Genomic DNA, 12,961 nt, shown 5'->3' on the forward strand with positions numbered 1-12,961 from the left:
CAAGACGCGGGTCGTTCGAGAGACCAAGAAGGAGGGGGCGCCATGAAGGTATTCGTGTCGAGTACGTTCGACGACTTGATCGATTACCGCGAGCACGTCTTGCGCGCCCTCACCCGGTGCGAGGAAGTCTACAAGGGCATGGAGTTCTTCGGGTCGTCTCCCCGAAAGACCCTCGATTTTTGCCTCCAGCAGGTCAAGGCCTCCGACGTCGTCGTTTGCCTGGTCGGGCACCGCTACGGGTCGCGCCCCCCGGGGAGCGACATCTCGTTCACCGAACACGAGGTCAACCACGCCCTGGAACTCGGGCTCCCGGTCCACGCCTATTTCATCGACGACGAGCAGCCCATCCCGCCCAGGTACTTCGATGTCGGTCCAGACCACGCCGCCCTCGCCGCGTTCAAGCAGCGCCTAGCCGAGCAAGTTACGCCCGCCTGGTTCACAACGCCACCCGACCTCGCGATGAAGATCATGATCGACCTCTACGGCGGGGACTACGACGTCCGCGAAGGCGGGCAGGAAATCCAGGAGGAAGCCGCGGCGAGGCACCGGGAGTCGGCGTACGATTCCATCGCAGAGTGGTACGATCACTGGTACAAGGACCACTGGTGCAACAGGGAGCCGTTCGAGACACTGCGCGCCCTCGTCTCGAAGCACTCGGACTCTACCAAGGCAAACCCGTCGAACATCAAGATACTAGATACCGCGTGCGGGACGGGGAATACCTACGTCTCCTTCAAGAGGGGTGGCTACGATATCAGGGGATGCGACGGCTCCGGGAAGATGCTGGCGAAGGCCACCAGGAACTGCGAGGGCCACGGCATAGACCCGAGCGGGATAGTCCGTGACCCGATAAACTGGACCGACTCCGAGGGCTACGAAAAGCACTTCGGCAACGCGGAGTTCGACGTCCTGTTGAACACCGCGAATTCTTTTTGCCACGTCCCGCCCATCGCCGAGTACATGGACGCGGCGTTGGCTAATTTCAGGGCCCTGTTAAAGCCGGGCGGGTTGCTGATCATCGACACCAAGCGGTGCATCAGGGCGGGGGAAATCGAGGGCGTGCCGCTCTACAAGGAGCTGCGATACCTGGCGCCGGACTGGGTAATCCGGACAGCCCGGGAGGAACATTGCCAGGTCCCCGGGCTGGACAACGTGCGGTTCCACACGATGCTCCACTACGACGTCGATCCCGCCTTCCCGGTAAAGGTCCCCCGCGCCCTGATCGTTCTTACGGTCCACGGCGAAGGCCTGATGCCGCAAACCGCCGTGGTCCCTTACTATCCCCTTCCCGTCGAGAAACTCGGCCGCCGAATGGCGGTCGCCGGGTTCGCGACCACGGTCTACCGCGCGATGGAGGGCCCTGCCGCCAACTGGAAATATGATATTGTTGTTGGACGAAAAGGACCCTGATGCAGGCGCCCGCTATTCAACCGGCCTGGATATTCAGCTGACCCGAGGAAACAACGGCGTCGTGTTCGATGGCGACAACAGCCATCCCAGAATCCGCCCGACGCTTCTCTACCAGCCGTTGCATGGCCAGGGCGGTCTGCTTATCGACCATCGACGTCGCCTCGTCGAGGATCAGCAACAGCGGATTGCCCAACATCGCGCCAATCAGATTGAAGCGCTGGCACTCGCCTCCCGACAGCTCCAACGGACGCTTCTCCAAGAGGTCGGGATGCAATTCCAATTGATCGCATAGGTCAAGGGCGGGCCTAAGGTCGGCCGGGAGAGCGCGATTGTCTTTCAGCCAGTCGCGTACTTTCCAGCGGGGGTTCATGCTGGCGAACGGATCTTGAAAGATCATTCGGATCGGCGCGGGTTGTTGGTGCATAGGCGGCAGCTGAATCCTTCGCCCAGCGCTCGGTTTGAGTAGCCCCGCGATCAGTAGGGCCAAGGTCGTTTTTCCGACGCCGGAGGCACCACTGATCAAGAGGCGTTCGCCCTCATTCACCGCCAAGGAAATATCCCGCATCACAGGGAGCAAACGGCCCTCCCGAGTAATGCTGCACGACTCCAGTCGCAGCAGCTCTACCATTCCAGCTTTCCGCTCTCGCCGTTCTTTAGCGATACCGTCGTGCCGTGCCGCTCCACCAACAGGTGGCCATCCGCGATTCCCGTGGCGCGCCTATCATGGGTCACAAGAATAACTCCCATTTGGCCGTCCTTCGGCAGTGATCTTATCAGCTCCAGCATCCGCCGTGCAGCGTCGGCATCGAGGCCGACAGTTGGCTCGTCAACCACAAGAAGATGCGGCTGTCGGGCGACCGCAAGGCAGATCGCAAATCTCTGCGCCATGCCCCCACTGAGCTGGGACGCGTGAAGATTGCTCGTCGTCGCGGGATCGAGGCCCACTCTTTCCAAGTGATCCTCGGGACCTGGCTGGGAGCATGGATCGCCATGACTCCACCTGATCACTTCCCGCAAAAGCGCACTGCAAGTAATCGCGGACGGTAAAGCGGAAGCCGGCGACTGAGGAACATAGGCGATGTCGTCATGCGCTATCGGAAGGGAACCGCCCGACGGTAGCCAACGCTCCGAGGTCGGCTCGTTGGACGCAAAAAGACCGCTCGGGAGTAGCCCTGCCAGCGCACGGGCGAATAGCGACTTGCCTGCACCCGAGCGACCGACCACGGCCAGACACCGATCGAAACAGGCCATCCCCGGCTCGTACCGCACCACCAGTTGGCGTCCGCGCATGGCGATATCGAATTCTGGCCAGCGGATGGAGAATAGGCGGCTCATTCGAGCCCCCCCTTATCTCCGCCCAGTCGCGTCCGGGCAATCAGCACCAAGCCGATCGCGATGGTAGAGGCGACCAAGGCAGCCGGAAGCCAGACCCACGCAAAACCACCTCCCAGCCGCAATGCTTCCGAAGTCACGTTACCTAGTGTCGGGCGGCTCAGAGGAACCGTGAACCCGAGGAATTCCAGTCCGGCCTGAACCGACAGGATTTCGACGAACACCAGAAGGACGATGGCACTGAAACCGCGCAGCGCGTTGGGGAGCGCATGGACCGCAAGCATCCGCAATTTACTGTGTCCGGACAACTGCCCAACGAAGACATAAGGCCGCTCACGCTGCGCTGCTAATTGACTACGCACGACCCGCCAGACTGGAATCCAGAAGTAGAGGATCAGGATCAGGTTCACCGGCGCTCCGGCGGTAAAAAACAAAAGTGCAAGCACGAGCGAAGGGAAGCTACGGATCGCATCAGCAAACGAAAGAAGCACAGTGTCCGGCCACCGCTTCCACCAACTTGCAGATATCACCGCCGCGAGGAGACCCAGCAGGAGTGAGGCCACCAGCACGACCGCGGCCCATAGCACTGAGTAAGCCGCCGCCGACAACGTGACGTGCGCCACATCCCGTCCGAGCCGGTCGGTTCCGAGAAGATGCGGCCATCCCGGCGAAGCCAGCGGCATAGTCTCAATTCCGGTCCCGGGATCCGGTACCCATAAGGCAGCTGCGATCAGGGTCGCGCAAATCGCGGCCATCGCAGTGAGCAGGGCTGCGCGAGAGCGGAGCCTCCGCCCGCTCAATTGAGCCGCCGATCTGCCCGCGCGGCCACCGCATCGGCGATACCCTGCACAAAGGTGAGGATGACTGCGAGGACGAGGCTTCCAAATGCGACGATCGCAAGATCGCCATTGTCGCAGGCCCGCATGAACATGACGCCGAAACCGGGAAGCCCGAATACGAACTCCGCAAAGGTCAACGCCGTCAAGGCCGGCGCCACGCTATTGGCTGTGGCGGCCAGAACCGAAGGCATTGCACCGCGCATCAGGATCGAAACCATTCGGTCGGCCGGAGCCCGCATCAGCATCAGAAAGTCGGCCTGACGCGAGCGGTCAGCGCGAAAATCCAAGCGATCCAAAAGGATGAGCGAAACGGACGCCATAACCACCAGCGCAGATACGAAGATGGCTAGCCCCTCATAAAGCACCCGCGCCTGTGAGGGCGCAAACGCAAGAAACGATCCGAACACCATCAGCAGCAGAGCAAGCAGCACAAAGCTTGGCATAGCCGCAGCAGCCACGAGGCCGAACCTCCCCGCGCGCCAATCGTTGGTAACGATGCGCGGCACCAGCCACAAAGCTGCCAAGGATCCAAGGGGTACAGCAACCGCCAGCCGCGCCAGCGTTGTGGAAAGCGCACCGGCGACCAAGGGCACAACCGGCTGGCCGAATACGATCGAGACGCCGAAATCGCCTTGCAGCATCCGCGACGCGACGAGCACCAGCCGTTCGTGCAAGGGAGCGTCGAACCCGAACCGCGCGTTGAGCGCCGCGACCGCGCTCTCGTCGGCTAATGGACCGAGAACCGCTCGCGCGGGGTTAAGCGGTAGCACTGCAAAGGCTAGGAACACGACCAAATAGACGAGAAGCGCCGTTATGATCGCCCTCGCCAGGACGGTGAACCAGATGCGAGCTGTGCCCATTGGTCTCCCGTCAAACTTCTTGCGCCGCCCGGGCGATCTGACTCAAGAACCGTTCAGGCAAGACACCCTTTTCTCCAAATCGTAAATTGCCAAGATCCTCTTGGCACAGCAGCCGTTCGAGTCCGTTGCCGCGCCGGGTGAGATCGATCGTGGTGAAAGCCTCATTCATAAGCTTCCGAATTTGTGCCGATCCAATGTCGGCCACGCCGTCCGCTCTCTGAATACGAAGTTCGAAAAGGCGGTCGAAGACGACCCGGCAGGCCTGACGCACGGCGCGAACACTATCGTGGCATCGATCGATGCCCCCAACCTCAAACGGAGGCAAATAGCGATCTTTGCATGGTGGCGTGGTCACCACGGGAAGGACCGAGTTCAGAGGGGAAGGCCCGTCCAGAGACGGACGGCCGGGGCCGGGCAAACAATATTCCTCAAATTTCGCCTCTTTAGTATTCCTGTCGTTCGCTCGAAGCTGCAACGAGAATACCGAATATGTCCCGAGGTAACGAGAGAGCCCCTCCGAAACGCAAATCATGAGCGCTGAAGGCTGAAGCCGCTCGCCGTTCACGTTTTGACCCCGAGTGAACAAAAGATCGTGCGCTGCACGGTCAATCCGCGACCGGGGCCTGCAAAGAGCTTGCAGCGACTTTTCCCACCCTTCCTTCTGATTACACTTAGAAAGACCAAGGCCGAGCATGAAACTGAAGATCAGGCCCTGAATGTAATTTGGGCAGTGATCATCCGACACAAGGGGCGACGAAATCGGGTTCTGGATCGCAATCTGCGTGGAAAAGCGGCTCCAGATATCCTGCGGTAGGTCGGATGTAGAGCGCGTCGAAGTGAACGCCCCAGCGACGATCCAATTGATCCCGTCAGTCTCGCGGACGCTCCGTGCGTTGACGGGGACAAATTCGCCGGACTCCCAAACCCGCAACAGCTCGGCATAAGTTGAGTCAGCGTCAGATCCTAACTTGTCGAATTCATCAAGAAAGATCGTACCACCACGGCATTTGTCGATTAATCCTTGGATCACGGCACCGTCCTTCTCCTCTCCTAGGACCTCGCGTTTGAACTGATCCAAATTCATGCCGGCAACCGACCTAGCGCTGAACTTTGGCCCGCCCTTCCTCTCGTCGATTCGCGAGCCGCTGTGAATTGCGGTTGCAAAGCCCTCCTTGCCCGACCCGGGCTCACCTTGGATGAAAACGATTTTCGGAGTGGATACGCTCATCCCAAGTTCAAGCGCTTCGAGATTCTGCTGCATGATAGGCGAGAGCTTTCGATCCGTAATCTCAGCAGTTCCGTTATCCGCAGGTCCCTCTGGGGGCTTAACCTCCAATTCGTAGCAAGCGAGCGCTACCGGCCACATCTTATTACCATTCGGTTTTGGGAAGCGCGGGAGGATATAGGTGCTTGCATATTCACCGTACGGAGCCCGGCGGAACGTGGTCCTGCAGCGAGACTTTAGAATGACTCCGCCCGTCGGGCTTTTCTCATAGCCAATAATTTCGATTTCGTGATCAATAAACCCGGCGTATAGCCAAGGGAATTCGGCTCGCATCCATGGGCTTACTTCCTTATTTCCCCCGTCAGGATATACCTCTTCAAAAATAGGTTGTAATTGATTTTCAAAAAATAATTCGCAATCATCTTTAGATAAAACCTCGAATGTGGCGCTCCTCAAGGCCTTCTCCCCCGCGAATACTACGTCATAAGATATTGCGACATTATCCCTGTTCGAGGAACCTGTACCAGAAGTTACATATTGAAGAGTAAAGTGAAAATACTTTGGAATTTCTCTTTGATTTATAAGCTCGCTAACTATCCCTACAATGTAGGGGGGTGGCGTGGCCCAATCTGGCTTCGGGCTTGAGAAGAACCCTAAAACATCATCGTCTTTAAATTCCTTATTCACCCGCAATGCATATTTGACTTCGCTCGGGTCAATTGAGAAATGATAAAGAACTTCAGCCGAAAATCGGAACGGGTCTGGTTCTTCCATATTCTGCCCCCCCAAAGAAGCCCCAACCTAGCTCCAACGCAATCCCGCGTAGATGGGCAACCCGGCGCTGCGCGGCAGGGTCATTGGCGAAGTGGAAGCGCGCAGCCTTGGTGGCTTCAGGATCCACACCGTCGGCGCGCGGTCCAAAAGCTCATCAAGAGCCCGGCCGAGGGCGGCCTGCTGAAGGCCGGCGCCGTCGACCGTGACATATTCCTCGAACGCCGCCTCAAAGGCGGGGTCGTTGAAGCGCATGACGTTAGGAATCGGCGCGGCGGCCGCTCGGTACATCCATAAATACTGCTCTGGAGAAGGCACATAGGGCCCATAATATGCTAGAGCCATCTGGTAATTGCCGGCGGCAGCCACAGAGAAGAAGTCGCCTCTCCCATATATCGGGGTCACCGTAAGGCCGATCTGTGCCCATTGTCGAACCAGGAGCTCCGCAATGATGCGTGCCTCGTCGACTGGCTCGACCAGCATCTCTAGGACGCGAGCGGGAGGGGGAACCGACGCGACCAACGCCTGGGCGCGGGGTCCGTCCAAGATAAGTTGTTTTCCTTCGAAACCGGGGACAGGAACGGGACCGCCATATGCGCTGCCGCCTCCGAGGCGCGCGACCAGAGCGTTCCGATCGATGCCGAGATTCAGCGCCTTCCCTAACGCCGGCCCGTGAGGACCGTTGAAGGGAGCCCTGGTCTGATTGAGAGCTATCAAGCGAAGCTCGGTATGCGGATATTCCTCTATCCGGTAGCGGTCTCCAGCCTGACCTCGCATGACGCTAAGCGCACTCGAGTTGAACTCCGCGTAGTCGAGTCCGCCAGAGCGCAACTCGGCGGCACCCAGCGCCTCGCTCGAGATCCCTCTTACGATGATCGTCTCCGGTGCATCCCCCGACACTTCCGCCCAGTGGCCGGGATAGCGACGGAGTGTGACGGTCTGGGCGGCTCTGTCGAAAGAGACAAGTTCGTACGCGCCCGTGCCTCGTACCGCACCGCCTTCGTCGGGAGTGCCAGCCGGCACAATGCTCAAGAATGAGGTCGACAGCCGATCAAGCAGGAAATTGAATGGCTTAAGAAGGCTGAAGACAACCGTATCGCCTTCGACGCGAAGGCCTGAGATCGATCGCGCCCGGCCCGCGACCAGCTCAGCAGCCCCCTGGAGGATGTCAACTAGAAGCGTCCGCGCATACCCTGGGATCCGCACGGCCCTCGTCAATGAATCAGCCACATCGGCAGGCGTCAGCGATTTCGCTGCGTTCGTGCCTTCAGCATGGAACGTGACGCCCTGACGGATTCGGAATCGCCATTCCCGGCGATCAGGCGAAACCGACCATTCTCGAGCCAACCGCGGTTCAACTCTGCCATCTGGTCCTTGCTGCACCAGCCGGTCAAAGATGTTCCAGACCATGCTGATTGGGGACTCGGTTCCGGCCTGAGCTGGATCCAGGCTCGTGATCTCTCCGCGTCCGATCAACCCTATCCGGAATGGACCCTGCCGTCGTTCGCCGGGTCTACCAAGAAACCAGTAGCCCGTGGCTGCCGCTCCAACCGCCGCGGCCCCGCCAAGGATCACTGACCTCCTAGTGGGCATCGTCCGAAACCTCCACAGTCCCGAGGTTCGCCGTTTCATGTGCGACGTTCGCCCGCGGAGCGGGCCCATGAATCCTGGGGCAGTACGGATCGATCGCCCCCATGTCGAAAAGCAGGCCCGACAATCTATCACCGGCGCGGCATGAATCGAACACCGGGCACCCGTTGCACGCAGCAGGTGGTTCGCGGAAGTTATCGTAGATTGTGTGACGCCCGTCGGACAGCCGGTCGAAAACCCCTTGCAAGGATTCCTCCGCAAGATCACCGACGGCGTGGCCGGCGGCAGCGTCGCCAAGGACGAGGTGGTTGCACCCGATGAAGACCAGTCCGTCATTGGACACGCGGGCGCTGACCTGCGGAACCTCGGTCAGGTTGAACAAAATCAAATTGACGCTCCCGAACCGGACCACCGGTAAGCCGGTCGCGACATCGTAGCCGACCTTACGGTCCGTCAGTCCCAGCTGCTTGGCGACCGCCGGCCACTGGTGAGCGTAGTTCGCGGTTACCAGCACGCGTGATGGACATTCGGTCGCTGCGAGCGTCCGAACCAGTCCCGCGATATCCTCGGGCTGGAGCAACATCGGATCACCCACCGGTCCGTAATAGAGCGACAGGGTCAGAACGACACGTCCGGATGTACCGCATTTTGTAACGACTTCCGCAGCGAGCTGGCCAATTTGCTCGTATTGCTGGACGCCCGGCGCAACCTCTCCTCGAACCGCCGTCGCGATGATGCCGACGCGGCTGGTGGTCCTTTCCAACACAGCCTCGATCCGTTCCCACGTTCTTTCGTAGGTACCAGCGCCTCGCATCCAGTCGTGCGCCGCTTTGGGACCGTCCAGCGAGATATCGAACAAGTCGATCTGGTTGGCCAGCGAATCAATCAAGTCGTCATTGAGCAAAAGGCCGTTTGTCATCAGGATACTAAGCGTGTCGGGCCGACGAAGCCGGGTCGCCGCCTCGACAAGCGTGCGCGGGTAGATCGTCGATTCCTTGCCCGCGAAGGTGAGCCAAATCGGATCGAAACCGTCATGTGTAGTTTCGTAAACCTCGTCGAGGACGAGCGAGTTCGGACGAGGGTTCCGCGACTTTTCTCTATGATAAATGCAATGCCTGCATTTGAGTTGGCACGCCTCACCGATCTCAACGGCCAGATAGTGCCGAGGGCCACCCACGGGAGACGATCGGAGCCGCTCGCCGACCGGCGCAAAAGATCCGAAGCCGGCCTGCCCCATGAAGTTGGCAAGGGGTATGACGGTGCGTGGGTCTATGATGTCATCCTTCAACGAGCATCGGTCCATCATGAGACCCTCCCCCTGAATGAAGGCTTAGCGGCGTCCTACAAGGCACTCAAGCATCCCTATCGAAGGAACACGATCGTCCGGTGAGCAACCTAGAGGATCCTTCCAATCGAAGGGCGGACGGCGAGGGGCGAAAATGTACACGAACGAAGGCTCGCGGGATCAATCGAGAGGCTTTCCAGCGTGGTCCGCGCCGAGGCAGAAGTCCTGGTGCGGGGCCTGAGTCAAATGTGGCCGGCCAATCCCGGGTCTCGTCACTCGCGTCTACCTCGCCAGAGCCATCGCCCTTAGGCTACGAGGGCATCAACGCTCATCCAAAGATCTCGCGGGAGGAGACTGCGATTGACAACCTATCCTGTGAGCCAACTCGTCAGCGCGCACTTCAAGGCGCTGAGCACGATCGACGGACAAGCCCTCGCCGATCTTGCTCAGCGGGGAAGCGTGACGACGGGGCCGCGCCCTGAAGGAATGTTGCAGGAGATCCTTGAGGGGTCGTCGGGCGCCGGGCTGCTGTTCGGCGTCGAGGGGGGAGCCCCCGGTTCTGCAAAAGCCTACCTCGCTGCAACACAGACTGGGAATTACCTGCACATCGAAGAAGTCGCAGTAGAGCGCCGCCTTCGGCGCAGAGGACTGGGCACCGCATTGATTGACGCCGCAAAGAAGGAATGCGTCACACGGTCCCTCGAAGGGATTACCCTCACTACGGACAGACTCCTGCCGTCCAACCTGGGTTTTTATAGAGCGCTCGGATTCGAAGCCATTGAATACGCGAGTTGCCCGGCACATCTGCGGGATGTCATCGCGGCCGAATGTGCAATCTTTCGTGACCCAAGTCGAAGAACTGCCATGATATGGCGCGCCGAATCGCGGTAGAGCGCACGCATGAACGGTTCAGATCCCGTCTCACTCTCGAGAGCTGCGGTCATCGGACACTCGCGCGCTCCCCTAGCGACCGCCTAGTTCGAGCGGGTCACAATCAGATCCGGACGGAGCTAGACCAGCCTGCGAGCAGGTCGGTCTCGTGCGATTCAAACGCCCGAAATACCCGTCGAGACGCCGGCATGGAATGTTATGTAAAATCCTGCGGCTAAATCCATGCGATGCAAGACTTCGCCCGCCCGCCACCCCTATCGCATCTCGCCACCGATCTTCACGTACATCTCGTCGGGGCGCCATCGCCAATGGCGGAAGCCCTTCATCCGGCCGACACGCTGGCGGCGGATGTCGCCGGCGAACATCGGGCCGAAGCGGTTCCACCAGAAGCGCACCGTCTCGTGGCAAATGTCGATCCCACGTTCGAACAGGAGGTCCTCCACGTTCCGCAGCGACAGCGGGAAGCGGACGTACATCAGCACCACCAAGCGGATCACCTCGGGCGACGAGTTGAAGCAACGAAACGGGCTGTCGGATTTGGTCATTCGCGCCCGCTAACAGCGGGGCAGCCGGAATGCGAGATTCGTCTGACAAGGCTCCGACAGAGCTTGCCGCCCGCCGCTGATTTCCATGTTACCGGGCCGTCGGCTGTCACCTTCGGCCGGCGACGCGCGCGACCCGGCTCGGTGCGAGGACAATGCCCGGAACCTCGGCGAAGCTCGAAATCCGGTGATCAGGAGCGCCCGCGTCCTCGTCCAACTGCCAGCGCGGCTTGAAGTTGCCCGGATAGTAGATTGTTTCGAGACCCGCCGCCTTGGCCGGCGCGATATCGCGGTCAAGTTGGTCCCCGACCATGAAGGAGCGGTCGGGCGTCCCGGCGAGCCGAACGATTCGCTGATAGAGGGCGGGCCGCTTGCGGCCTTCGACAACGCGGTCGAAATGGTCCGCCATTCCCAGCTTCGCCGCGATCTCCTCGGTCTTGCGGCTCGCCGCCTCGGTCACGACGAGGACCAGGCAGCCGGCATCCTGAAGTGCATCGAGCCCCTCGAGCACGCCCGGTCTGGGTTCAGGCAGCGTCGCGATATCGCCGAAGAAGTTCCGTTCGACCTCGGCCTCGCGGGCTTCCGGGAGCGGCGAGGAGGCGCTGCCCAGCCATGCGGCTTTGACCGCGCGTTCGGCGCCCATGCCGTCCAAAGCGATGGCGATGCCTCGCACCAGCAATCTCGGTGGATAGCGCAAGCCGTCATGGTGCTTTTGCGCAAGGCGTTGGTCCACTGACCGCACGAAGGCGAGCCGGTCGGCGGCGGACGCCTTCCTGTTGAGCAGGGTCTCAACTCCCTCGAGCAGATTGAGCTGCGCGGCCGCGAAAACGCTGTCGGTCTCCCAAAGGGTGTTGTCGGCATCGACGAAGACGGTTGCGCGTGGGGCGGGACGTCCATTCATCGCTCAGCGCCGGCGGGCGGGCGCGGTTGTGGCTCCCGGTTACCACTCGCGCGCGGGGCGGTCGGCCGGGTCACTTCGACCCGGAGCGGGCGCGCATCTTTCGGCTGCTCGAGGCTCACCTGCGGCTGCTCGGACGGTCGGGTTGGGGAAATAGCGAGACCGACGAGGGTCATAAGGATCAGCCAGGCGACCAGCAGGCGCAGCGACAAGGCAAGCAGGCTTTGGGCGGGGCCCAGATAGCGGAGCTTGTCGGCCGTCTTGGCGGCGATCAGATAGGTTTCAAGCACCAGGTCGCGGAAATAGCGCTGCCCAAGTGCGGCGTGGACCGCGGGAGCGTCTTGGGCACCGGCGTTCGGGCAGGTTACGAAGGAATTGACCCAGGCGCGGGGGCGGACGCCGAGGATCGGCCCGTAGAACAGGCGGGACTTGGGGTTGCCCTCGTCGGCGGCCGGCTCTTTGATGTCCCCATATTTGAAGCGGGTGCGGGTCGCATGGAAGGTGACCAGCGCCCCGAACAAGGCCGCCAGCACGAACAGCGCGAAGGCGAGGAAGCTGAGGAGAATAAGCGCCGCATGCCACCAGACCTGACCGAACACGCTGCCGAGCGGGTAGGCATCGCTGAAGCGCGTGAAGAACACGCCCGAAAGCGCGGTAAGGAAGGTGGTTACGGTCAGCAGGCGGGTCGCTTTCTGATCCTGGTACTCGGTCTGGGCCTTGACCTCATCGAGCGACTGGCGTGCCAGCGCCAGGTGCTCGTCGGTGAGGGAGAGTTTCTCCCAGGACGACGCGGCAACGCCCATCTCTGCGAGCATCGCGGCTGTCGTCAGCGTCTCGGTGCCGCCGCCGGCGGCCACGCGGGGATGATAGTCGAGCGGGTGGCTCCAAAGCGCATGCCAGGCGGCCCGGAAGATTCCGAGCCCGGTGGCGCTGCCCTCGCCGCTCGGCTGCGGTTGCTCGGTTGTCGGGGGCCGCCCGTCGCTCATGGCGCTACCGCCTCACAAGTGATTTCGAAACCGTCTATAGCCCTTCGCTCGCAATTCACAGGCCGGACAGGCATCGCAGCCATAGCCCCAGTCATGCTCGCCGCGCGCGAGCGCCTACATAGCAGGTATGGCTGTGTTCGGCGATCAATTCGACGAGTGGCTCGCCGCCGAGGCGGGCGGCGAGGCCCCAGGTCGCCGCCTTGTCGCGCCACATCAGCGGGGTGTCGAGGACGAAGCGCTGGTCCATCCCGAGATAGGGCGAAGCGGCCGATGGCCCAGAGCACTTTCGGAACCTTTGTACTGAGTCTCGGATTTTTTGAGGCTGTGCCCCT

Annotated in this window: 11 protein-coding genes and 2 pseudogenes; 2 read left to right on the top strand and 11 right to left on the bottom strand. The window is 60.9% G+C overall.

Features of this window, described 5'->3' with window-relative positions; translation table 11 throughout:
* Positions 1 to 42 precede the first annotated feature (42 nt).
* A complete protein-coding gene (locus tag E6G92_12430; protein ID TMJ20504.1) occupies positions 43 to 1,410 on the top strand; it encodes a DUF4062 domain-containing protein in 1,368 nt (455 codons plus the stop codon).
* A gap of 16 nt (positions 1,411 to 1,426) precedes the next feature.
* On the opposite strand, the gene E6G92_12435 is transcribed toward E6G92_12430, so the two are convergent.
* Genes E6G92_12435 through E6G92_12465 form a run of 7 tightly spaced genes read right to left on the bottom strand, consistent with a single transcriptional unit; the run spans position 1,427 to position 9,333 of the window.
* Positions 1,427 to 2,038 carry an ATP-binding cassette domain-containing protein gene (locus tag E6G92_12435; protein ID TMJ20505.1) on the bottom strand — a complete coding sequence of 204 codons (612 nt, stop codon included), beginning with the start codon at positions 2,036 to 2,038 and terminating at the stop codon, positions 1,427 to 1,429.
* On the bottom strand, positions 2,032 to 2,745 hold the full coding sequence (locus tag E6G92_12440) for an ATP-binding cassette domain-containing protein (GenBank protein ID TMJ20506.1): 714 nt from the start codon (positions 2,743 to 2,745) through the stop codon (positions 2,032 to 2,034). The genes E6G92_12435 and E6G92_12440 overlap by 7 nt, the downstream gene beginning before the upstream one ends.
* Positions 2,742 to 3,497 (bottom strand): ABC transporter permease subunit, encoded by a 756-nt coding sequence (locus tag E6G92_12445; protein TMJ20507.1) that lies wholly within the window; start codon positions 3,495 to 3,497, stop codon positions 2,742 to 2,744. Before E6G92_12445 ends, E6G92_12440 begins: the two co-directional genes overlap by 4 nt.
* Before the next feature lie 41 nt (positions 3,498 to 3,538).
* Entirely contained in the window at positions 3,539 to 4,441 is a 903-nt protein-coding gene (locus tag E6G92_12450) for an ABC transporter permease (protein ID TMJ20508.1), read from the bottom strand.
* 10 nt (positions 4,442 to 4,451) lie between these two features.
* Positions 4,452 to 6,440 (bottom strand): sigma-54 factor interaction domain-containing protein, encoded by a 1,989-nt coding sequence (locus E6G92_12455; GenBank protein ID TMJ20509.1) that lies wholly within the window; start codon positions 6,438 to 6,440, stop codon positions 4,452 to 4,454.
* A 27-nt stretch (positions 6,441 to 6,467) separates the two neighbouring features.
* Positions 6,468 to 8,363: an ABC transporter substrate-binding protein gene (locus tag E6G92_12460; GenBank protein ID TMJ20510.1), complete on the bottom strand. Its 1,896-nt coding sequence runs from the start codon at positions 8,361 to 8,363 to the stop codon at positions 6,468 to 6,470.
* Positions 8,020 to 9,333, bottom strand: a complete 1,314-nt coding sequence (locus tag E6G92_12465; protein ID TMJ20511.1) for a radical SAM protein — start codon at positions 9,331 to 9,333, stop codon at positions 8,020 to 8,022. The genes E6G92_12460 and E6G92_12465 overlap by 344 nt, the downstream gene beginning before the upstream one ends.
* 339 nt (positions 9,334 to 9,672) lie before the next feature.
* Between E6G92_12465 and E6G92_12470 the strand changes: the two genes are divergently transcribed.
* Positions 9,673 to 10,203, top strand: a complete 531-nt coding sequence (locus E6G92_12470) for a GNAT family N-acetyltransferase (GenBank protein TMJ20512.1) — start codon at positions 9,673 to 9,675, stop codon at positions 10,201 to 10,203.
* Between the two features lie 263 nt (positions 10,204 to 10,466).
* On the opposite strand, the pseudogene E6G92_12475 reads toward E6G92_12470, so the two are convergent.
* The 4 genes and pseudogenes from E6G92_12475 to E6G92_12490 all read right to left on the bottom strand — a co-directional run bounded on the left by E6G92_12475 (position 10,467) and on the right by E6G92_12490 (position 12,876).
* A pseudogene (locus E6G92_12475) lies at positions 10,467 to 10,748 on the bottom strand (IS6 family transposase).
* A gap of 106 nt (positions 10,749 to 10,854) precedes the next feature.
* Entirely contained in the window at positions 10,855 to 11,646 is a 792-nt protein-coding gene (locus E6G92_12480) for an HAD family hydrolase (protein TMJ20513.1), read from the bottom strand.
* Positions 11,643 to 12,629 carry a hypothetical protein gene (locus tag E6G92_12485; protein TMJ20514.1) on the bottom strand — a complete coding sequence of 329 codons (987 nt, stop codon included), beginning with the start codon at positions 12,627 to 12,629 and terminating at the stop codon, positions 11,643 to 11,645. Before E6G92_12485 ends, E6G92_12480 begins: the two co-directional genes overlap by 4 nt.
* Before the next feature lie 12 nt (positions 12,630 to 12,641).
* Positions 12,642 to 12,876: pseudogene (locus E6G92_12490) on the bottom strand (hypothetical protein).
* Positions 12,877 to 12,961 lie beyond the last annotated feature (85 nt).

Source organism: Alphaproteobacteria bacterium (genome assembly GCA_005883305.1).
In the GTDB taxonomy this organism is placed as follows: Bacteria; Pseudomonadota; Alphaproteobacteria; order Sphingomonadales; family Sphingomonadaceae; genus Allosphingosinicella.